Genomic DNA, 19,781 nt, shown 5'->3' on the forward strand with positions numbered 1-19,781 from the left:
AAAGTTGGTGACAGATTGAACCTAGAAGCACAAAAATATTGGGAAAGCTTTTGCTTAAAAAATGGTGTGTCACAAGCGTCATTATATGAAATTTTTGCTTTTGGAAATACGAAAGAACACGCAGATGAATTAGCAGATTTGGTATTGGAAGGGAAGAAAACAGGGACAAGCTCAGGGTATGAGCTTTACCAAATGGATAACGAACCATTACCTAAAGTTGGTGACTACTCCGTCGTTGTGAATAGCTCTAAAGTACCGATAGGCATTATCCAGACTGTCGAAGTGATGATCCTACCTTGGAAAGAAATCACCGAAGAACTGGCAGCTACAGAAGGTGAAGGCGACTTATCTCTTATGTATTGGCAAAAGGGACATTACAATTATTTCAAACCTTACTATGGAGAACATGGACTATTGCTCAATGAAGAAACGAAAATCGTCTTTGAACGATTCCAACTTGTTGATCGATATTTGCCGAAAAGTGAGGAAACCAATGCGTATTGATTTAGTAGAAGAAGCAATAGAAAAGAAAAAAATCGTCCAAGAAATCTTGAATGATTTGCCAGAATGGTTTGGCTTGCCAGATTCGACACAAGAATATGTTGAGGAATGCCAAAAGTATCCATTGTGGGTCTTACAAGAAACCAGCGAGCCAATAGGGTTCATCAGTTTGAAAGAAACAAGTAAAGCCACCGGTGAGATCTATTGTATGGGAATCAAAAAAGCCTATCATCATCGAGGATTAGGTAAGCGATTACTAGGGGAGCTAGAATCGTATGCAAGAGAACATTACCTATTTTTACAAGTGAAAACGGTCGCCGAAGGGCATTACGCTATCTATGATCAGACGATTGGATTCTATCGAAGGATGGGTTTTGTTGAGCTAGAAGTGTTCCCAACCTTATGGGATGAATGGAATCCATGTTTGGTAATGATAAAAAGTCTTAACTAAAAAAGAAAGCGAAGATGGAACTCTCGCACATGACAGTTGTCATTCGTGGTCGTAAATGTTCGACAGAAGTCTTTACGGAGGTCTTTGATGCAAAAGAAGTGTATTCGAGTAAGGAAAACAATACTCCTTATTTCCAGAAACATTCTTATTGATCGGTGATCTGTGGGTGGCGTTGATGGAAGATAAGCAGACAAAGCTTCTCAAAACCTACAATCATATTGATTTTCAAATCACTCCGGAACAACTTCTTTGTTATACAGAACAACTTCGTCTTCTAGACCTCAAAATTGAAGAAGGACGTTCGCGGGTAGCAGTAGACATCCATGCGGGCAATCTAAATGATCGTTTGAAGAGGTATGAAGAATAACTATAAGTTTTCAGGAGTAATGGGATGATTAAAAAAGTGAAGAAACTAGACCGAGAGATAATGGATCGGCTACTAACTATTTGGTTAACGACCAATATCAGGATACATGATTTTATTGATGCGACATATTGGTATGAGAAAAAAGAGGTGTTGAAAAAAGAATTGCCAAAAGCAGAAATTTATTATTGTGAAATGAATAGTCAGATTGTTGGTTTTATGGGAATCGTGGACAAATCTTATTTAGCTGGTATTTTTGTAGAGTCAACATATCAAAATAGAAAAATCGGACAAAAACTGATTGAAGCTGCTAAAAAAGAAAAAGAACGAATAAGCTTGCATGTTTATGGTAAGAATAAAGGAGCAATACGATTCTACTTTAGAAATGGCTTTATAAAAGTGGATGAACAAATGGATGAATCGACGGGTGAGAAAGAATACCTTATGATCTGGGAAAACATTAAACAGATCTAATGAGTACAAAAAAATTTGTTTTGGTTCCGATTAACAAAAAACAAGATCGATCCTTGAAGGTTGATCTTGTTTTTTTGCGATATTACTAGCGATTGAATAGCACAAACGGCAGACTTGTGAGTAATGCGATCACCCCACAAATCAATCCAAACAAAAGGACGATTCCTACCTTTTCGATCCGATTTCTAACCTTGTCTCTTTGTTTACGTAGAGGTGCTACTTCTTTGTTTTCCATGAATGCAACGATTTCTTTGTAGGTTTTGATATTCTCTTGTTTTTTGAGTCCCTCGACTTTTATTGCGCCGTACATGCTGACGATCCAAAAGATCAAGGGAAGAGCTAATCGCCAATTACCAGATAAAAACAAGGATGGCCCAATTGAAATCAAAGCAAGGAGCATTGATACGAGCATGACTTTAGTATATTTGTTTATTTCCAGAAGTGTCACATTTTCTTTCATCTTTTCCACATCTCCTTTGACTAATTGATCCAAAGAAACGTCAAACAGGACACTCAGTAACAATAAATTATGAATATCGGGATAGCTACGCTCATTCTCCCAGTTTGAAATCGTTTGTCTTGAAACATATAATTTTTCGGCTAATTCTTCTTGGGATAAAGCTAGCTGTTTACGATATTTTTTTATTTGATGACTCAAGTCCATAGTATCCGCTCCTTCTTATCTCAGTGTGATCGAAGAGGTCAAAATCGACGATCAAAGGTTTTTGTCATTGCCAGATTTAGCATGTAAAAAGTCTTTGACATGCTTTAAAATGCTGTTTTGTCAGTATTCTTGGTTATTTGTTATGTAAATGGCGGATCATTGCATTATTAAAAACCATACGTTTTTTTTGAATAAACTAACGATCCCTTGAATTTATGATATCATACACTTAATCCTAAAAGGATTAATGGATTGGAGGAATGGTTTTGGAGAAGACAACAAGTGTAGAAAAGAAGAAAGTTTATTTTTTATGTACCGGTAATTCATGCAGAAGTCAGATCGCTGAAGGGTATGGTCATGCATATCTGGAGGAGCAATTTGACGTTCGCAGCGCTGGAGTGGAGACACATGGGGTGAATCCACGTGCCGTAAAAGTGATGGCAGAAGATGGCATCGACATTACGAGGCAAACCTCAGACTTGATTGACCCAGATTATTTTAAAGATGCCGACCTGATCATCACTTTGTGCGGCGATGCGTTGGATAAATGTCCAGTGATTCCAGCTCATATCCGTCATGAACATTGGGATTTAGAAGATCCAGCAAAAGCAACTGGTACGGAAGAAGAAATTATTGCTGAATTTAGAAAGACCCGCGAAATTATCAAGGAAAAAATAAAGGATATGGCTAACTAAGGGTAAAAAAACCTGTCTATAATGAAGAAATATGTATTATTCTTTTGGTAACGAGAATTCAATGGAGTATTGAACTGAAGAAAAAGGTGCCTTTGCCATTGTCAGCGTATCAAAGCGAGTACCGTTAAATGACTTGATCAAAAAAGTGTATAGTGATAGGCGGTTCTCAGTCAAGACATGGAATGAAGATCGTTGAATCAAGTGGATAAAGACGAGTAATCATCTAGAATGTATATTCATTCTAGGATATTACTCGTCTTTTTTTTAGAAATCAGGCATACTAGAATTATAGGTAGATTGGAAACGATTTAAAACGTATGTATTTTTAATAAGGAGAAGAATATGAGACCAAAGTCAAAAGAGGAATTATTGATACTCGCAGCTGAAAATTATGAGAAGTTACAGCAGTTGATCGATTCAATACCTGAGGAACAGAGAGAAGCGACATTTGATTTTGAGGAAGTATTTCTTGAAAAGAAAAAAGAAGCACATTGGCGAAGGGATCAAACGATCAAAGACGTGTTGATCCATTTATACGAGTGGCATTGTTTGCTATTAAAGTGGGTGACTGATAATCAAATGGGAGAAGCGGTGCCTTTTTTGCCGGAGCCGTATAATTGGCGAACGACAGCCGAAATGAATCGTGCCTTTACAAAAAAACACCAGTCTACTACGTTACGGCAAGCGTCTGACTGGTTGAAGGAAAGCCATGCAGAAGTGATGTTACTGGCGAAAACCTTCGATGACGATCAGCTGTTCCAAAAAAAACAGTATCCTTGGGTAGGAAATACGACACTTGGCGGTTATTTTGTTTCGGCTACATCGAGCCATTATGATTGGGCGATCAAAAAAATCAAACAAAGTCAAAGGCAAAAACAAAAGGGAACTAACGCGAAATAAGAACAAAAAAAATAGGAATCAATAAGATTCCCATTTTTTCAAAATCGCTCTTTTTAGTACCAACCGTTAGCTAACCAGAAAGCTTTTGCAGCGTCCCAAGAGCCATAACGAGAGGCAACATATTGTTCTGCTACTCTTTCTTGATTGGCAGCAGAGTAGTCACCGTTCAAGTAAGAAGAGTCTAATTGGTAACGGCCGATATAGCGTCCGTTTGTTGCTGTGTAAGAACCGCTAGATTCTTTTTGTGCGATCCATTCTTTGGCATCGTTCGTACCAGTTGAAACAGCTACTTCAGTAGCAGGTGCTTGTTCCACAACTGGCGCTTCTTCTACTACAGGAGCTTGTTCCACTACAGGTGTTTCCACAACTGGAGCTGTTTCTTGAACAGGTTCTACAGGCGCTTGAGTAGCGACAGGAGCAGCTGCTTGTTCACCAGTAGGAATAGTTAATTCTTGACCTGAAAAAATCAGGTGAATGTTTGAGATTGAGTTCGCTTCGGCAATTGTTTGGATCAAGGAGTTGTCACCAACGTATTTTTGAGAAATCGTTGATAAAGTATCACCTGATTGAACAGTGTAGGCTTCGTCTGCGTGTGCAGAAGTACCCATAAATAATGCAGCGCCGGCAGCCAAAGTTGTTCCAAAAAGAATTGTTTTAAGTGATTTCATGAAAGATCTCCTTCGTGTTTTAAAAAGTTATTTGGTTAGCTGTTTTCGCTAACGAGTAATACTTTACCATGGGATTATATTTCATAGGTGAAAGATACGTGACAGTTTGTGACAAATGCTCCTTTTTTGTAACAAGGATATGTATAAATAATGTGCGTTTTAATTAGAAAAACATCATAAAAGGATATTCATGCGTTTTTGACATTTGTTTTTTATTAGAAAAATGCAAAACAAAAAAGTAGAAAATCGGCAAATTAATTTTGATTTGTCGGTAAAAAAGTGAAATTTTTATAAAAATCGATCAAAATGATACAATAGAAGAAACAAGGAGATGGTATGGATGACGAATATGTATGAAAAAATAATGGTGGCAATTGATGGTTCAGAAAAAGCAGAGAAGGCATTTGCCGAAGCGTTAGAATTAGCTAGAGACAATCAATCAGAATTATTGATCGTTTCAATTATCAATAAAATCGAATTGACACACAGTGCGTATGCATTCTCGAAAATTTATGCGGAAGAAAAGCAAAAAACAGAAGTAGAACTATTGAAGAGGATCAATGATGCAAAAGAATTTGGAATCGAAACGATCCATGCAATCGTGGAAACGGGTGATCCAAGAACCTTGCTCGCCACAGTATTGCCGAAACAGGAGTCGATTGATTTGATCGTGATGGGGGCGACTGGTAAAGGCTCGATCCAACAAGCATTGGTAGGATCAACGGCTTCTTATGTAGTGACACATGCGCCTTGCAATGTGTTGGTCGTTAAATAAATTCCGATTCCTGATAAGCTACGTTGCTGATTTCCAACGTGGCTTTTTTAGTCGTGAAGAGTAGTACTGGTAACTAAGGATGTTTGTAAAGGTAATAAATCCATAAGATCAATATCGTTAATGAAATAATCAACCCTAATTCATGTGACAGTAATTTTGGGGTGGGTTCCCAATGCCGAAGGGAAAATATTTTGTGGGAAAAATAAGCGACTGGTAAAAGTGTCAGCAATACGGAAAATTTCCGCTTCGTCCATTTCGTGTAGTAGATTGCTAAAGTTGTCATAAGAAAAAAAGGAACATAAAAAACCAGTTGTCCCATAGTGTCCATACAATATACGCCTCCAAGAAAAATGAAATACTTAAATAAAAATAACACTTTGTACGTACATGCACAAGGGGAGATGTCATAAAATTTCTTGATTTCAACAAAAAAGTTGTTTTTTTGATTCTGAACGTACTTATTGTTATAATTCTTTTAAAGAAAGGGTGTAATGTTTCATGGACCAAGTTGTTTTAGAAGTTGATCTACATTTAGAAAACGATATCCGTATTTGCTATTATATCGTAAGTAATAGTGTGGAACCGCGAGTTTTAATGAATAAAATCGACGGTATTTTATCAAAAACAGATTTCCATCAATTTAATGATGGGGAAGAGAGTTACTATAGTATTCCAGTGGAAAAGGTAATTTACACGAAAGTGAATGTGCGGAAAGATTTAGATACGAAAGAAATACATGCGCCGATATTCACTGATTATTGAAATAAGCTGGAGGCAATCAAAGATGAATCCCTATGAACAAATGATCCAAGAGTTGATGGATGGAAAAATCCAAAAAATAGAGGTCAAACGTGAGGAAGTCATGGCTTTTCGCGAAGCATGGTTAAAAATTGAGAATCGCAAGTTTATTGTTGGAAAGGCCGAGCTGAATGGCAATGTGACGTATCACTATGATCCAACAAGATTGTACTAAAAGCAGGTTTTGATAAAAGTGTGGCTTTTGCAAATACTCATGATGTTTTAGAGTCGCCAGAACCTTAAAAGATCCCCGACAATCGTTGATTGTCAGGGATCTTTTGTTTCTAAATGTGATATTCTGGCTCGAACCACCTTACGAAAAGATGATTGTTCATTTGAACAGATTTTTGAATTTATCCGTTATTCCTTGAAAATCGACATTTTGGAGAAATTCTTGGGCTTTTTCTTTGTAAGGACCTAGTTGTTCTTTATGCTCTTCGAAAAATGTTTTGGCTTCAGTGAAATTACCACTTTGGACCAGATCTTTGATTTTCTGAAGTATTTCTTCTTTATTCATAATGAAACACATCCTTTCTTTCCTATTATAATAGCAAAAATCTATGAAATTTTGTAAAAATAACTTCTGTGCTAAAGTCCGATAAAAAACTCGATCTAGAGACGGATGAATGTGATTTTTTTACAGGCTATACTCAAAGAGTAAAGAGGAGGTAGGAAAATGAAAGTAATCAAAGTATTAGTAGGTGCCGTTGTATTCAGTGGCTTAGCGTTATTTGGCTTAAAGTTTTATACGCAGGGTGCTAGTGGAGAATTGCCAGCAGTTATTGACCAATTGAATCCGTTAGTCACAAAGGGAGAAGTGTATGTCAAAACAAAACAGCCCGATGAAGTCAATTCGTTCGGTACAGCAAAATATATCCAAAAAGCAGTTGATGCAAATGGTAACGAACGCGAGATTGAATTTAATGGGTTATCTGTTTTAAAAAAAGACCGTTACTTGAGATTGACGAATAAAGGCGCTCATGTTGAAACATACGAAGAAATTCCCAAAGAAGAGGTACCTAAAGAAGCATTAGCTATAATTGGTTGATTTTATTTTTATTATGTAAACTAAGTATTGGATTAAAAAATAAGCCTAAGAATAATTGATTAATGACTTAATCATTCGTTCTTAGGTTTATTTTATTTTCTTGCCATGCTCAATTTCAATTGATCGATCCGCCGTTCCAATTTTTTGATCAATCCAGCAGGCAAGCCAATGATTTCTGCGGATGCCAAGACAGAAGAGAGCAACTGATATTCAAGTGCTTCTGCATGGGTTTTACGATAAATGGTGGCTAGACGTTCGATGTACTCAAAATGAGTATAGCCAGTTTGAATGATCAAAAATTTCAACAAATCAATGGCTTTCTCGTAGTCTTGCTCTGAATAATAAGTCAATGCTTGTCGATAAAGTTTGATTTCAAGTAAATCGAGGGAAGCAGGGCTGTATCGGTTCGTCCATTCATTGACTGACACTTTTTTTTGGATATTCCCAGCAGTATCACGGACGAAGATGATTGGGATTTCATTTGGATCCGCCTTTTTATGAATAAATCGTTCCACAGATTCTTGCTCCTTCCATGCGTTGTTAGCTTGAGTATAAGCTATTTTTCTAGGAAATACTAGTTCTTTTCTAAAGTAAGCATTTGTCCGCCCATAGCAGTAAATACTTGCTCAAAGTCATCGATTGGTACCGCACGATTTTTTATGCCATAAGGATCATTGACATAGATCGATTGATCATCGTAGCCAGTTACAACACAGGCATGGACTAATGGCGTGACTTGTACTTCACCGTTTGCAGTCGTCCAAGTCATGAAATCATTTTCTGTCGGCCCTTGAAAATCGATCGTGACAGAAGCCCACACAGGTTTTTCTTCTTTTAATGCATTTTTGATGTCAGTCAAGCTTGCATCCGTTTGCGGTTCGGTATGATAATCGGTTTGTAGGATTTCTTGCGCTAACGTAGCGATTGGTGGAACATAGACACCCATTGCCCAGTCACCACCCCAAATCTCACCAACGAACCCTTCATTTGGATCGCCATGAGTGCCATCAGCATTGAAAACGGGGACATAATTTAATTGTTCGGCTAATTGATTCTTGGTGGTTTCGTAGCCATAGAAGCGCAGCAACATCGATAAGGCGGTTACTTCACAGCCATTCTCTAGTGCAGGTTCATCGAATTGATTTTCAAGAGGTACGTCGAGTAGTACTTGTTTTTCTTCGGTTTTGCTTGTCTGCTCTATGTTTTCCTCCGTTATTGATTTCTGATCTTCTAATTGTTTATTTGTAAAGTAAAAGACGCTTGAAATCAACACTAGCGTTGCCCCACCTAGTAGTAATCGTTTTTTACTTTTTTGTTTTGACATGAAAGACTCCCCCAGACTTCTTTCTATTATAATTGTTTTTTTAAAAAAAACTACATGAATCTGCCTGATCAGATGTAAAAAAACAAGGAAAAACAGTCCCAAAAACGATTTTTTTATTATGTTTAGCTGTTAAAATTTGTGAAAACGAAAACAGTACGCTATAATGCGGATAGATCAAATAAGAGTTTGATCAAAACACCACTAACGAAACACACAGATAAAACGAAATGATTTTCTGTGGCAAACTGTTTGAGTAGTTTAGGAGGATTTTGATGACGGAAGAAATGATTAATTTAGGAGAACAATATTCATGTAGGCCCATTGGTTTTACCAAATCAGTTGTTGGAGAAGTTGTTTCAAAAATGACGAATTGCGCCGTAGTCAAAGTTGCCCAATGCGCTATAGAAGATCAAGAATTATTAGAAGAAAAAGCTAGCATGGTAGTAGCTAAATATGATACATTTGAATAAGAAGATATGGACATGCAACATCGAATGATAATGTTGCAGGTCCTTTTAAGGTTATGAAAGGAGCATTGAACACTAAGGTATCAGACAGAAAAAACGAAAATGCCTATTTCATTTTTGAGTTTTTTGGCTTATGACCGAAGTGCTGCTCCTTGAATACCGTTTGTTCAGTTAGAGGGGACATGATTTACCCCTTTGATTTTCTAGTTTCAAGAGTTGAAAATAAAGGTGTGGATCGATAAGATGGTTTCCTTTTTTACAATAGTTCTTTTTTTATTTGTCATCGTCATGTGCTTATTTCTATGGCTTGTACGACGAGAGATCGTTTATAAAACGGTTCGGAATCGCTGGGTCTATTTAGTTGTTCCTTTCCTTGCTGTACTGGTTCTATGGTATACATTGGTTAGTCAACCAACCACTGATGAGTTAGTGAAAGGCATCTTGGCTTCTCTTGTGTTATTGAGTTTCTTGTTAGATAGTCGAGGACTTACTACAGAAGGGCTAGTTTTGAACAGCTTTGACCGCCGTGGAGTGCCATATTCTGAAATCAACAAAGTCGTTCTTTACCAACCAAAAGATTCGAAAGAAGTCAAAATGAATTTTTTCCGGAACGGTTGGCGTGGCCCGTTATTGAAATTTTCTGTCTCATTAGAAGAATTGATTCCTTTTTTAGCAAAACACTTAAATGATGATGCAGAACTTGATATCATGATCGAGCATGAGGATGAATGATCCATTGAAATGACAAAAAAGACAGCTCCTTCTTTTAAAAGAGGGAGCTGTCTTTTTGTATTAGTGGAATTAGCCAAACACGCGGAAACGATCAGCATCGTTCATATATTCTTTTTCGCCAGCTGGAGATTCAGGTGAACCAAAGACTAATTGTGCACGTAATTTCCAGTTTGTAGGAATCGACCATTCTTTTGCGACAGCTTCATCGATCACTGGATTGTAATGTTGTAGGTTTGCACCTAAACCTTCTTCGCTTAATGCCACCCAAGTATTGGCTGTAGCAATACCATTTGATTGTTCTGACCAATCAGGGAAGTTATCTGCATATAATGCAAATTGCTCTTGCAAGTTTTTGATCACATCTGTGTCTTTGAAGAACAAGACAGTACCGTAACCTTTTTTGAAACTAGCTAATTTGTTTTGAGTATTTGGGAAAGCATCAGCAGGTGTCAATGGACGTAAAGCTTCTTCTGTCATTTCCCATAATTTTTCATGTGCATCGCCAAATAAGATTACTGCACGTGTTGATTGCGCATTGAAAGCAGTAGGGCTTTCTTTGATTGCTTCTTGGATCAATGTTGTTAATTCTTCATTTGATTGTGATACGTTACGGCCTAGATCATAGATCGAACGGCGGTTTTTTAAGATATTTGTAAATTCAGTCATAGATTAGTTCTCCTTTAATTCGCTTTTCTGCGTTTTTTTCTTGATGACAAAACGAAGTATATCATCTTACAAAAAGTAAGTAAAACAAAACGCTCAACAAAATGTAAGAATAGAAAAAAGATGTTCTTTTACATAAAAAATTCGTTACGAGACCGTTTACATACTGAATATACCGACATTTGAGCTTCATGACATGAAGTAGACTATATAATTATTAAAAATAACCTATGTTTTTTCTTATCGTTTTCCCATTAAAATTTTGTTGTATTTATAGAAAATAAGTATATATTTCTTAAATAAATATTTTTACACGGATTTTCGGTAAATATGTGTATTATTTTCTGAAAATTAAAAGAATTGGGGTATGGGAATATGGAAAAACAAGACAAAGGGTTCTTCGGTCAGCCGAAGGGATTGTCTACATTGTTCTTCACAGAGATGTGGGAACGATTCAGTTATTATGGTATGCGTGCCTTACTGATCTATTATATGTACGACACGGTAGCAAATGGTGGACTTGGTTTACCTCGTGCCACAGCGTTGTCGATCATGTCGATCTACGGTTCGTTGATTTATATGTCGAGTATCGTAGGCGGCTGGTTTTCAGATCGTGTGTTAGGAGCCAAAAAAACCGTCTTTATTGGTGGGATCTTCATCATGATCGGTCATGTTGTTTTGGCATTGCCGTTTGGTGTCTCTACTTTATTTATCTCGATGGCACTGATCATCATCGGTACAGCTTTCTTAAAACCAAACGTTTCGGGAATGGTTGGGCATTTGTATACGAAAACCGATTTAAGAAGAGATGCAGGATTTTCGATTTTTTATATGGGTGTCAATTTAGGCGCATTGCTCGCGCCGTTGATCGTCGGTACGATCGGTCAAGAGTATAACTACCATTTAGGTTTCTCATTAGCCGCTATCGGTATGTTCTTCGGATTGTTGCAATATGTGATCCAAGGACGTAAGACATTGGATGGAGTGGGTATGACACCTCCAAATCCTTTGACACAAGGAGAACGCAAAGGATTTATCCGTAATGTTGTGATCGCTTTGGTCGTATTTGCTATTATTTTTGGTGGAGCACAACTAACTGGACATTTAACGATCGATTTCTTTGTTAATACGATCAGTGTCTTAGGAATCGTTCTACCATTATATTACTTTATTAAAATGTTGACTTCAAAAGATGTGTCGGTGGAAGAAAAACCACGAGTATGGGCATATATCCCGTTGTTTTTAGCAGCAATCATCTTTTGGTCATTGCAAGAACAAGGGTCATCGATCCTTGCGTTATTTGCGAGTGAACGAACACAATCGACCTTGATGGGTGTTCCGATCCAAGCAAGTTGGTATCAATCATTGAATCCGATCTTCATCTTTATTTTGACACCTGTGTTCGTTACTTTATGGACTCGTTTAGGCAAACGTCAACCATCAACTGTCGTGAAATTCTCTCTAGGGTTGTTATTTGCCGGATTGTCTTACCTATTACTGATGTTGCCAGGAATGTTATATGGAACAGCTGGAAAAGTCAGCCCACTTTGGTTGATCGGTAGCTTCTTCATCATCGTGATCGCTGAACTTTGCTTATCACCTGTCGGTCTTTCTGTTACGACGAAATTAGCACCTAGAGCCTTTGAATCGCAAACGATTGCGATCTGGTTTTTAGCCGATGCTTCTTCACAAGCCATCAATGCACAAATCGCTCGTTTTTATACACCTGGTACCGAATCAGCGTACTTTGGGATCATTGGTGTCGTAGCAATCGTTGGTGCAGTGATTTTATTTGCAATCAAAGAACCAATCAAAAAATTAATGGGCTCGATCCACTGATTGGATCAGCGTCATTTGTCGGAGAGGACAGTCGTCCATCTCCGGCTTTTTTATTTTCCAAAATTCAAACGATAATAGAACAAATGTTCAATTATCTTTGTTATAATGAAGAGGTATATCAACCAGGAAAAGGAGGCAATAAGGTGTCGTTACAATTTATCTTAGGGAATGGTCAAAAAGACCACCGCAAAGCACTGATCGATGAAGCCGCCGCTTGGCTTGAAAAAGATGAAGACAATCAAGTATTTTTCCTTGTACCTAACTATAATAAATTTGAACAAGAGCAAGAATTACTCGCTGAGATGCGAAAAAAAAGCGGAAAAAGCTCATTTAGCACAACGAATATGCAAGTATTCAGTTTCTATCGTTTGGCTTGGTACTTATTACAACAAACCACGTTGCTGACAGGTAGTGAATTGACCGAATCTGGTTCAGCAATGATCCTTCGCCAAATCCTAGAAAAAAAACAAGAAGAATTGACGATATTTCGTGGAGAAATCCGTAAAAAAGGGTTTATCCGTCAACTACAAGAGCTATACAGCGAACTGCAAGTCGGAAAAATTTCGCCTGTTGATTTGCTCACTTCTGTGACAGGAGAGTCGCCAAAAGAAGAAGACCGACAATTGAAAATGAAGGATCTACAACTGATCTTCTCGGCATTCGAAGAGGAATTAGTCCAACGTGCGCTACAATCTGAAGACGCGTTGACTGTACTAGCAAATTATATGGCGACACAGGATTACCACAAGATCAAGTTTTTAGTGAGTGGTTTTGCCCGGATCAATGCTCAAGAATACCAGTTGCTGCAAAAAATGATGGAAAAAGGGCATCTTGTGGTGGATTTGCTATTGGATCGCCCCTACAAATCTGATCTACCAGATCCGTTGACCTTGTTTTTCAATACAGGGAAGGTCTATTTCCAACTACTTAACGCAGCAAGAGAATTGAATGTTCCTGTCTCTGTCGATCATTATGCACCGAATCGGGAATATCCAAAAGAACTTCAAACCTTACAACAAATGTGGGAAGAGACCTCCAGCCATCAGAAAAGCCAATCTGTTGAACTTGGCGCGCAAGAGACACTACATCTGTGGGAGGCGGAGAATCCAACGGAAGAAGTCCGGCAATTAGCGGTGGAGATCCGACGTTTGGTCAGTCAAGAAGGCTTTCGGTATCGAGATATCCAAGTGTTGACGAAGGATATGACGCTTTATGGAAATCTACTGCGTCCGATTTTTCAAGAGATGTCGATCCCTTTTTATCTGGATGAAGAGCAACTGATGGAAAATCACCCACTGATTGAATGGATCAACAGCTTATTTGCTTTGGATCGTTATCAATACCGTTTAAACGATATCATGCGTTTCTTCAAGACGGAGTTGACGATCGGTCGGACAGATGAAGAGCTCGATCTGGCTACTTGGGAAGCTACTAGAAATCAATTCCGCACGAATTTAGATATCACGGAAAACGTAGCACTAGCTTACAACTACCAAGGCAATTATTGGCTCCGTGAGAAAGATTGGCAATTTGTTGCCTATGATTTTGAAGCAGAACAGCTAGAAGACGTCAAACAACTGGAAGAGCAATCAAATACGATCCGGAGACTTTTTCGTGACATGGTGCCGGTGTTTTTGAAGAACATCAAAAAATGCCAAACAGGTCAAGAAGCTGTCACTTTGTTTTATCGCTTCTTGATCGAAAGCGGCGTGCAACAACAATTGCTTTTCTGGCGAGACCAAGAAGTGGCACGTGGCGGATTAGCTGCAGCTAGAAATCATGAGCAAACGTGGGGGGCGTTGATGGATCTTTTGGACGAGTATTCATTGATCTACGGAGAAACAGCGTTCGACTGGTCATTATTTCAAGAGATCATCACGAGTGGGCTAGAAAATCTTAGCTATGGGAAAATCCCTACGGCAATCGACCAGGTGAGGATCAACCGCTTGGAACTTGTGCGACCTAATCAAGCAAAAGTAACATTTGCGGTAGGCTTGAATGACCAAGTGTTTCCAGATCGTCATGAAACTAAAGGCTTATTATCGAGCGAAGAACGTGAAGCGTTGAATCAAGGTTTAGGCGAGGATCAATTTTTATTCGATCCAGCAAAAGAAAGTATGTCTTTCGAACCTTTCCAAGCGTATTTAGTCTTTGCTTCGGGAACGGAACGTTTGTATTTAAGCTATGCGCAAAGCTATGATACCAATCGCTTGAAAATGTCTCCGTATTTGAAACGAGTCGTTGACTATCTAGGTGTTCCAGTCGAGCCAAAATGCCAGTTGCAATTGACGAGTAAGCCAGATTGTTACGTTGGCACTTACCGTAGTGGGATCAATACGATCAATCGGGTCTATCGTTTAGCAAAAGAAGCCAAACAAGCAGTACCCCTTTATTGGCAACAATTAAAAGAGTTAGTTTTACGCTCTGACCAACGAAATTTTGCATTGACGATTTTTGAAAGTCAAGATCATCTGAATGTACCAGTTTCCTTATCAGAAGAGATGGCAGAAGCTCTTTATGGCAAAGAAATCTACACGTCGATCTCACGCATGGAAAACTTTTATAACTGTGAATATAAATACTTTGTCCAGTTTGGTTTGAAGCTGAAAGAACGTAATATCTATGGGTTGACACCAGCTGCTACTGGGGACTTTTATCATGAATCATTGGATCGCTTCTTCAAATTGTTATTCTCGAATCAACTGTCACTTGTGGCGATGTCGGAGAAAGAGCGACAAGAATTTACCGAAAAAGTCTTACAAGAAGTATTTGGTGAATTACGCTTTGAGATTTTAGATAGCTCTGCACGGATGAACTATATTCGTTACCAATTAGGGCAGACGATCCAAAAAGTGGCATGGGCGTTACAAAAACAAAGTAAGAATACGGGCATGAAGCCATTGCAAACAGAGATTTTATTCGGACAGATCGCTGGCGCACGAGGGATTCCAGGATTGGAAATACCTTTAGACAAGGGTGGGAAACTCCACGTTCGTGGAAAAATCGATCGCATCGATGTAGCAACTGAACAAAGTGATACGTGGTTGAGTGTGGTCGATTATAAATCAAGTGGTCGTTCTTTTGATGTGACGGAAGCTTACTACGGCATGGCGATGCAACTATTGACATATCTTGATGTGGCATTGATGGATGCTGTACGATTGACTGGGAAAGCTGCAGTCAAACCAGCAGGCTCCTATTACTTGCATGTGCATAATCCAGTTTTGACAGATACGACAGATGTCGAGAAAAATACGTTGAAAAAATTCAGCTATGACGGTGTTTTTGTCGATGATCCCGGTCTGTTAGAAGTGCTCGATCATTCATTGGAAGCAAAAGAAAGTTCGTTGATCTATCCAGTGAAGAAAAACGCCAAAGACGAATTACAAAAGGGTAGTTATAGTAAAGAGAAGTTCTATACAGAAGAAGAACTTCAATTATTTATGAACCATAATCGTGAGAATATGCGTTTAGCGGGTGAAGCGATCACCTCAGGGGAGATCAAACTGAATCCAGCTTACAAAGATAAACAACGGATTGCTTGTGAGCATTGTCCGTTCAGAAGTATATGTACGTTTGACGTCATGCTTAAAGAAAATAATTATCATCGTTTAGAAAAGCTGGATAAAGATGAAGCATTGCGCAGAATACTAAAAAGGAGTGAAGACGAGTGACATCAATTCCTTTAAAACCGGAAAATGAACGTTTTACCGATGAACAATGGCAAGCCATTTTTGACCAAGGCGACAACCTGCTTGTTTCGGCTTCCGCCGGCTCAGGTAAGACGACTGTGTTAGTCCGCCGTGTGATCGAAAAGTTGAAAATGGGCGTCAATATCGATGAGTTGCTGATCGTGACATTTACAGAAGCGGCAGCAAGAGAAATGAAAGAGCGGATTCAAGTAGCCTTACAAGAAGCAGTCAATAGTGAAAGTGATCCGGTCTGGCAAAAACATTTTACGAAACAGCTTGTTTTACTGCCTACCGCAAATATCTCGACACTCCATGCGTTTTGTTTAACGGTGATCCGTAAATATTACTATTTGATCGATATCGATCCAGTCTTTCGGATGTTGACGGATGAAACGGAAACGATCTTGATGAAAGAAGATGTCTGGGATGAGATCAGAGAACAACTCTATGCAGAAAATCGCGAAGGTTTTTTTCAGCTGACGATGAATTTTTCAAATGATCGCTCAGACGATGGTTTGACTAACCTCGTATTTTCTCTCTATGATTTTGCCCGAGCAAATCCTGATCCGTTGGCTTGGTTGGATCGTTTACCAGAAGCGTATCGGCTAGAAGAGGGATTAGCAGCTTCTGCATTGTATCAAGAACAGATCCGGCCACTTGTCTTAGCTGATCTCCTTCATTGTACGCAGTTATACGAAGAAATAGTCGTTTTGGCACAAGAAGAAGGACTTGAAAAGATGTTTGATCAAGTCTCACAAGAACAAGCAAGTATCCAACAAATCTATGAACGTTTCCTGAGTGATGAGTTGGATGAAGCTTACCAAGGTTTAGAAAACCTGACGTTTTCGACCTTCAAAAGCAGTCGGAAAGCAGAGTTGAAAGAACGTTCTGCTGAAGTCAAAAACTTGCGAGACCGCGCCAAAAAAATCTTACAACAAATTGGCAAAAGCTATTTCCCAGTTTCGCCTGCACAAATCGAAGAGTTGAGTCAAAAAGCATTACCCCTCGTTGAACAAATGACAGCAGTCACAAAGCTTTTCATGGAAGGTTTCAGTGCGCGCAAACGTGAAAAAGGCGTGCTAGATTTCAATGATCTGGAACACTTGGCGTTGCAAATATTGACGAAACAAACAGAGGAAGAGTGGCTACCAAGCGAAGCATCGGATTATTATCGCAGAAAGTTTAAAGAAGTCATGGTCGACGAATACCAAGACGTCAATCAATTGCAAGAAGAATTGCTCTATTGGGTCAGAGAGCCAGATGAGGAGAGAGGCAATCTCTTTATGGTGGGAGATGTCAAACAGTCGATCTACTCCTTCCGTTTAGCAGATCCAACTCTATTTATCAATAAATATGAGAAATTCTCGGAAGAAAAAGGGGGACGACGAATCGTCTTAGCTGAGAATTTCCGTTCAAGGCAGGAAGTCTTAGCGTTTACCAACTTGATTTTTGAACAGCTGATGGACCCAACCGTCGGACAAATCGCCTATGATGAAGCGGCTCGGCTGGTTCTAGGTTTTTCTGGATTCCCAGAAAATAAACGATTTGCACCAGAAGTCTTGATCTATGAAAAGGAACAAGAAACGACAGAAATCGAGTTGCCGATAGACGATATGTTGGAAGACAAAACAGAAGGTGAACTCTTGATGACTGGCTTGAAGATCCGTGAATTGATCGATTCAAAATTCATGATCTACGACAAAAAAAGTCAAGAAGAGCGCCCAATCGAATTCAAAGATATCGTGTTATTGACACCAACGAAGAAAAATAATTTGACGATTTTAGAAGTATTCAAAACGTTTGATATTCCGTTGGAACTCAATGATGCCCAAAATTATTTCCAAGCGACAGAAATCAGGATCATGATTTCATTGCTCCAATTGATCGACAATCCTTATCAGGATATCCCATTAGCTTCAGTGTTACGTTCACCAGTCGTGGGCTTGATCGAACCAGAGTTAGCACGTATCCGATTAGCCGATAAGGCACATACTTACTATGATGCAGTCTTAGTTTATCAAAATAATAACCAAGATGAATTAGCGGCTAAATTGCTTCATTTCAATGAGCAACTGGAACAATGGCGAGAGTTCGCGCGGCGTTCTTCGATCACGGACTTATTATGGGAAATCTATTACCAAACAGGGTATTTAGAATATGTCGTTGGGTTGCCAGCTGGTGCACAACGTCAAGCGAATCTGTATGCGTTAGTGGATCGTGCCAAAGCTTATGAACAAAGCTCGTTTCGTGGTCTCTATCAATTTGTACGATTTATTGAGAAAATGCAGGAGAAAGACAAAGACTTGGCGGAACCAGTGATTGCTTCTAGTGACAATGCCGTTCGTGTCATGACCATCCATGCAAGTAAAGGATTAGAGTTCCCCATCGTTTTCTTATTAGATATGACGAAGCAATTCAATCTACAAGACTTGAAAAACCGTTATGCCTTCGAAGAAAAACTAGGTGCGGGCGTGCGCTACATGGAGCCAGACACGCGGGTCTTGTTTGACACATTACCTTATCAAGCCATCAAATTAGCCAAACAGAAGAAATTGCTTTCCGAAGAAATGCGTAAATTATACGTAGGACTGACTAGAGCAGAGCAAAAATTGTTTATTGTCGGTTCGTACAAAAGCAAAGAAGACACGTTCAAAGCCTGGTCAGAGGCAAGTGAGCAAACGGATGTAGTGTTAGATCCTGTGATTCGCCTGAAAAGTTCGAGTAGCTTGATGAATTGGATCGGTTACAGCTTGATCCGTCATCCTAAAATGACCGAATATTTTCCAGAAGTCACGCCTTTACCACAACTGAAACATTCACCGGGAGATTTTACGATCACCTGGATGGATCAACAAGCGATTTTAACACAACGTCAAGCATTGACAGTCAAAGGAGAGCAAGCAGAAGAACAAAAAGGAGATCAAACACCATTAACGGCTGAGCTACAAGCACGTTTAGCCTTCACTTATCCTTATGAAGCTTCTGCACAAACAACGAGTTATCAATCGGTTTCTGAGATCAAACGACTGTTTGAAGATCCAGATGATTCTCCAGAGGCACGTTTGACTTGGGAAAGCAGTGATAAAAAAGCCTTTGCCCAGCCTTTCAGGTATACACAAGACCAATTAGCTGAACCACGCTTTGTACAAAAAGAGCGTAAAGTTTCTGCCACAGCTATTGGGACAGCGACACATTTCCTATTACAAGTGCTGCCGCTAGAAAATGTGACGAAACAAAGCATCGAAAACGAATTGACAACCCTCGTCAAAAAACGTTTAGTCGATGAACAAGTAGCGAAACGTGTGCCGATTGATTCGATCTTATGGTTTTATGAATCTACCCTTGGCCGATCACTGATCGAACATCCAGAAAAAGTGAAACGCGAACAACCATTTTCAATGCTTCTACAAGCAGAAAAGGTATTCGATCACTACCCGAATGAAGACGATGAATTATTGATCCATGGGATCGTCGATGGATACCTTGATTTTGGGGAGTACGTGCAGCTTTATGATTTCAAGACTGATTTTATTTTACATCCTGAAAACCCAGAGGAAAGCACTAAGGTCATCAGCAAATACCGCGGGCAATTGAACTTATACCAACGTGCATTGAGTGAAGCGTTGAATAAACCCGTTCAAGATGTCTTTTTGGTTTTGTTACAGGCGAAGAAAATAATAAATCTTAATAAAGAATAAGAAGTGAGCAAACTGGACTTACACTTTG

23 protein-coding genes are annotated in these 19,781 nt (G+C 39.0%); 16 read left to right on the top strand and 7 right to left on the bottom strand.

Annotation, left to right across the window (positions count from 1 at the left end):
• Positions 1-15: 15 nt before the first annotated feature.
• The 5 genes from IGK77_RS06635 to IGK77_RS06655 are packed head-to-tail and all read left to right on the top strand — an operon-like array spanning position 16 to position 1,790.
• Positions 16-504: an ASCH domain-containing protein gene (locus IGK77_RS06635; RefSeq protein WP_074799687.1), complete on the top strand. Its 489-nt coding sequence runs from the start codon at positions 16-18 to the stop codon at positions 502-504.
• Positions 494-952: a GNAT family N-acetyltransferase gene (locus IGK77_RS06640; protein ID WP_074799686.1), complete on the top strand. Its 459-nt coding sequence runs from the start codon at positions 494-496 to the stop codon at positions 950-952. The genes IGK77_RS06635 and IGK77_RS06640 overlap by 11 nt, the downstream gene beginning before the upstream one ends.
• Before the next feature lie 14 nt (positions 953-966).
• Positions 967-1,104: a hypothetical protein gene (locus IGK77_RS06645; RefSeq protein WP_169823222.1), complete on the top strand. Its 138-nt coding sequence runs from the start codon at positions 967-969 to the stop codon at positions 1,102-1,104.
• Positions 1,105-1,127: 23 nt separating this feature from the next.
• Positions 1,128-1,319 carry a hypothetical protein gene (locus IGK77_RS06650; protein WP_086334607.1) on the top strand — a complete coding sequence of 64 codons (192 nt, stop codon included), beginning with the start codon at positions 1,128-1,130 and terminating at the stop codon, positions 1,317-1,319.
• 24 nt (positions 1,320-1,343) lie between these two features.
• Positions 1,344-1,790 carry a GNAT family N-acetyltransferase gene (locus IGK77_RS06655; RefSeq protein WP_074799684.1) on the top strand — a complete coding sequence of 149 codons (447 nt, stop codon included), beginning with the start codon at positions 1,344-1,346 and terminating at the stop codon, positions 1,788-1,790.
• An 85-nt stretch (positions 1,791-1,875) separates the two neighbouring features.
• Here the strand turns inward: IGK77_RS06655 and IGK77_RS06660 are convergent, their stop codons facing one another.
• Positions 1,876-2,454, bottom strand: a complete 579-nt coding sequence (locus IGK77_RS06660) for a helix-turn-helix domain-containing protein (protein ID WP_074799683.1) — start codon at positions 2,452-2,454, stop codon at positions 1,876-1,878.
• A gap of 260 nt (positions 2,455-2,714) precedes the next feature.
• Here IGK77_RS06660 and arsC point away from each other — a divergent pair, with 260 nt between their 5' ends.
• Complete coding sequence (gene arsC / locus IGK77_RS06665) at positions 2,715-3,149, top strand: arsenate reductase (thioredoxin) (RefSeq protein WP_074799682.1); 435 nt, start codon at positions 2,715-2,717, stop codon at positions 3,147-3,149.
• 342 nt (positions 3,150-3,491) lie between these two features.
• A complete protein-coding gene (locus tag IGK77_RS06670) occupies positions 3,492-4,049 on the top strand; it encodes a ClbS/DfsB family four-helix bundle protein (protein ID WP_071867096.1) in 558 nt (185 codons plus the stop codon).
• Positions 4,050-4,102: 53 nt separating this feature from the next.
• Here the strand turns inward: IGK77_RS06670 and IGK77_RS06675 are convergent, their stop codons facing one another.
• Positions 4,103-4,717 carry a LysM peptidoglycan-binding domain-containing protein gene (locus tag IGK77_RS06675; protein ID WP_074799681.1) on the bottom strand — a complete coding sequence of 205 codons (615 nt, stop codon included), beginning with the start codon at positions 4,715-4,717 and terminating at the stop codon, positions 4,103-4,105.
• 340 nt (positions 4,718-5,057) lie between these two features.
• Here IGK77_RS06675 and IGK77_RS06680 point away from each other — a divergent pair, with 340 nt between their 5' ends.
• Positions 5,058-5,492 carry a universal stress protein gene (locus IGK77_RS06680; RefSeq protein ID WP_071867833.1) on the top strand — a complete coding sequence of 145 codons (435 nt, stop codon included), beginning with the start codon at positions 5,058-5,060 and terminating at the stop codon, positions 5,490-5,492.
• A 73-nt stretch (positions 5,493-5,565) separates the two neighbouring features.
• Here the strand turns inward: IGK77_RS06680 and IGK77_RS06685 are convergent, their stop codons facing one another.
• Entirely contained in the window at positions 5,566-5,820 is a 255-nt protein-coding gene (locus tag IGK77_RS06685) for a glucose uptake protein (protein ID WP_071867832.1), read from the bottom strand.
• Between the two features lie 170 nt (positions 5,821-5,990).
• Here IGK77_RS06685 and IGK77_RS06690 point away from each other — a divergent pair, with 170 nt between their 5' ends.
• Together IGK77_RS06690 and IGK77_RS06695 are read left to right on the top strand one after the other, a co-directional pair.
• Positions 5,991-6,254: a hypothetical protein gene (locus tag IGK77_RS06690; RefSeq protein WP_071867831.1), complete on the top strand. Its 264-nt coding sequence runs from the start codon at positions 5,991-5,993 to the stop codon at positions 6,252-6,254.
• A 22-nt stretch (positions 6,255-6,276) separates the two neighbouring features.
• Positions 6,277-6,465 carry a hypothetical protein gene (locus IGK77_RS06695; protein ID WP_065095892.1) on the top strand — a complete coding sequence of 63 codons (189 nt, stop codon included), beginning with the start codon at positions 6,277-6,279 and terminating at the stop codon, positions 6,463-6,465.
• Between the two features lie 156 nt (positions 6,466-6,621).
• On the opposite strand, the gene IGK77_RS06700 is transcribed toward IGK77_RS06695, so the two are convergent.
• Complete coding sequence (locus IGK77_RS06700; protein ID WP_019724087.1) at positions 6,622-6,807, bottom strand: hypothetical protein; 186 nt, start codon at positions 6,805-6,807, stop codon at positions 6,622-6,624.
• A 159-nt stretch (positions 6,808-6,966) separates the two neighbouring features.
• Here IGK77_RS06700 and IGK77_RS06705 point away from each other — a divergent pair, with 159 nt between their 5' ends.
• Positions 6,967-7,338 (top strand): YxeA family protein, encoded by a 372-nt coding sequence (locus tag IGK77_RS06705; RefSeq protein ID WP_071867829.1) that lies wholly within the window; start codon positions 6,967-6,969, stop codon positions 7,336-7,338.
• Positions 7,339-7,430: 92 nt separating this feature from the next.
• Here IGK77_RS06705 and IGK77_RS06710 read toward each other — a convergent pair whose 3' ends face one another.
• Together IGK77_RS06710 and IGK77_RS06715 are read right to left on the bottom strand one after the other, a co-directional pair.
• The gene (locus IGK77_RS06710; RefSeq protein WP_071867828.1) at positions 7,431-7,853 is read right to left on the bottom strand and encodes a hypothetical protein; all 423 of its coding nucleotides are present in this window, start codon (positions 7,851-7,853) and stop codon (positions 7,431-7,433) included.
• Between the two features lie 59 nt (positions 7,854-7,912).
• Positions 7,913-8,662, bottom strand: coding sequence for a C39 family peptidase (locus IGK77_RS06715; protein ID WP_071867827.1), 750 nt, complete (start codon positions 8,660-8,662; stop codon positions 7,913-7,915).
• A 272-nt stretch (positions 8,663-8,934) separates the two neighbouring features.
• Between IGK77_RS06715 and IGK77_RS06720 the strand changes: the two genes are divergently transcribed.
• A complete protein-coding gene (locus IGK77_RS06720; RefSeq protein ID WP_010735604.1) occupies positions 8,935-9,132 on the top strand; it encodes a hypothetical protein in 198 nt (65 codons plus the stop codon).
• Between the two features lie 240 nt (positions 9,133-9,372).
• Entirely contained in the window at positions 9,373-9,861 is a 489-nt protein-coding gene (locus IGK77_RS06725; RefSeq protein ID WP_071867826.1) for a hypothetical protein, read from the top strand.
• A gap of 69 nt (positions 9,862-9,930) precedes the next feature.
• On the opposite strand, the gene IGK77_RS06730 is transcribed toward IGK77_RS06725, so the two are convergent.
• On the bottom strand, positions 9,931-10,527 hold the full coding sequence (locus IGK77_RS06730) for a nitroreductase family protein (protein WP_071867825.1): 597 nt from the start codon (positions 10,525-10,527) through the stop codon (positions 9,931-9,933).
• 372 nt (positions 10,528-10,899) lie between these two features.
• Between IGK77_RS06730 and IGK77_RS06735 the strand changes: the two genes are divergently transcribed.
• From IGK77_RS06735 to addA, 3 genes are all read left to right on the top strand, one after another.
• Positions 10,900-12,363, top strand: coding sequence for a peptide MFS transporter (locus tag IGK77_RS06735; protein ID WP_071867824.1), 1,464 nt, complete (start codon positions 10,900-10,902; stop codon positions 12,361-12,363).
• A 143-nt stretch (positions 12,364-12,506) separates the two neighbouring features.
• Entirely contained in the window at positions 12,507-16,037 is a 3,531-nt protein-coding gene (locus IGK77_RS06740; RefSeq protein WP_074799680.1) for a PD-(D/E)XK nuclease family protein, read from the top strand.
• Positions 16,034-19,753, top strand: coding sequence for a helicase-exonuclease AddAB subunit AddA (addA, locus tag IGK77_RS06745; RefSeq protein WP_074799679.1), 3,720 nt, complete (start codon positions 16,034-16,036; stop codon positions 19,751-19,753). The genes IGK77_RS06740 and addA overlap by 4 nt, the downstream gene beginning before the upstream one ends.
• Positions 19,754-19,781: the final 28 nt, after the last annotated feature.

The organism is Enterococcus sp. DIV0806c, from assembly GCF_051710905.1.
In the GTDB taxonomy this organism is placed as follows: Bacteria; Bacillota; Bacilli; order Lactobacillales; family Enterococcaceae; genus Enterococcus_B; species Enterococcus_B mundtii.

Excerpts from the sequence above, each read along its gene's own strand:
- arsC (WP_074799682.1), top strand. The coding sequence starts at position 2,715 with ATGGTTTTGGAGAAGACAACAAGTGTAGAAAAGAAGAAAGTTTATTTT.
- IGK77_RS06690 (WP_071867831.1), top strand. The coding sequence starts at position 5,991 with ATGGACCAAGTTGTTTTAGAAGTTGATCTACATTTAGAAAACGATATC.
- IGK77_RS06680 (WP_071867833.1), top strand. The coding sequence starts at position 5,058 with ATGACGAATATGTATGAAAAAATAATGGTGGCAATTGATGGTTCAGAA.
- IGK77_RS06695 (WP_065095892.1), top strand. The coding sequence starts at position 6,277 with ATGAATCCCTATGAACAAATGATCCAAGAGTTGATGGATGGAAAAATC.
- IGK77_RS06725 (WP_071867826.1), top strand. The coding sequence starts at position 9,373 with ATGGTTTCCTTTTTTACAATAGTTCTTTTTTTATTTGTCATCGTCATG.
- IGK77_RS06645 (WP_169823222.1), top strand. The coding sequence starts at position 967 with ATGGAACTCTCGCACATGACAGTTGTCATTCGTGGTCGTAAATGTTCG.
- IGK77_RS06720 (WP_010735604.1), top strand. The coding sequence starts at position 8,935 with ATGACGGAAGAAATGATTAATTTAGGAGAACAATATTCATGTAGGCCC.
- IGK77_RS06730 (WP_071867825.1), bottom strand. The coding sequence starts at position 10,527 with ATGACTGAATTTACAAATATCTTAAAAAACCGCCGTTCGATCTATGAT.
- IGK77_RS06650 (WP_086334607.1), top strand. The coding sequence starts at position 1,128 with ATGGAAGATAAGCAGACAAAGCTTCTCAAAACCTACAATCATATTGAT.
- IGK77_RS06640 (WP_074799686.1), top strand. The coding sequence starts at position 494 with ATGCGTATTGATTTAGTAGAAGAAGCAATAGAAAAGAAAAAAATCGTC.
- IGK77_RS06700 (WP_019724087.1), bottom strand. The coding sequence starts at position 6,807 with ATGAATAAAGAAGAAATACTTCAGAAAATCAAAGATCTGGTCCAAAGT.
- IGK77_RS06660 (WP_074799683.1), bottom strand. The coding sequence starts at position 2,454 with ATGGACTTGAGTCATCAAATAAAAAAATATCGTAAACAGCTAGCTTTA.
- IGK77_RS06670 (WP_071867096.1), top strand. The coding sequence starts at position 3,492 with ATGAGACCAAAGTCAAAAGAGGAATTATTGATACTCGCAGCTGAAAAT.
- IGK77_RS06705 (WP_071867829.1), top strand. The coding sequence starts at position 6,967 with ATGAAAGTAATCAAAGTATTAGTAGGTGCCGTTGTATTCAGTGGCTTA.
- IGK77_RS06675 (WP_074799681.1), bottom strand. The coding sequence starts at position 4,717 with ATGAAATCACTTAAAACAATTCTTTTTGGAACAACTTTGGCTGCCGGC.
- IGK77_RS06655 (WP_074799684.1), top strand. The coding sequence starts at position 1,344 with ATGATTAAAAAAGTGAAGAAACTAGACCGAGAGATAATGGATCGGCTA.
- IGK77_RS06685 (WP_071867832.1), bottom strand. The coding sequence starts at position 5,820 with ATGGACACTATGGGACAACTGGTTTTTTATGTTCCTTTTTTTCTTATG.
- IGK77_RS06715 (WP_071867827.1), bottom strand. The coding sequence starts at position 8,662 with ATGTCAAAACAAAAAAGTAAAAAACGATTACTACTAGGTGGGGCAACG.
- IGK77_RS06735 (WP_071867824.1), top strand. The coding sequence starts at position 10,900 with ATGGAAAAACAAGACAAAGGGTTCTTCGGTCAGCCGAAGGGATTGTCT.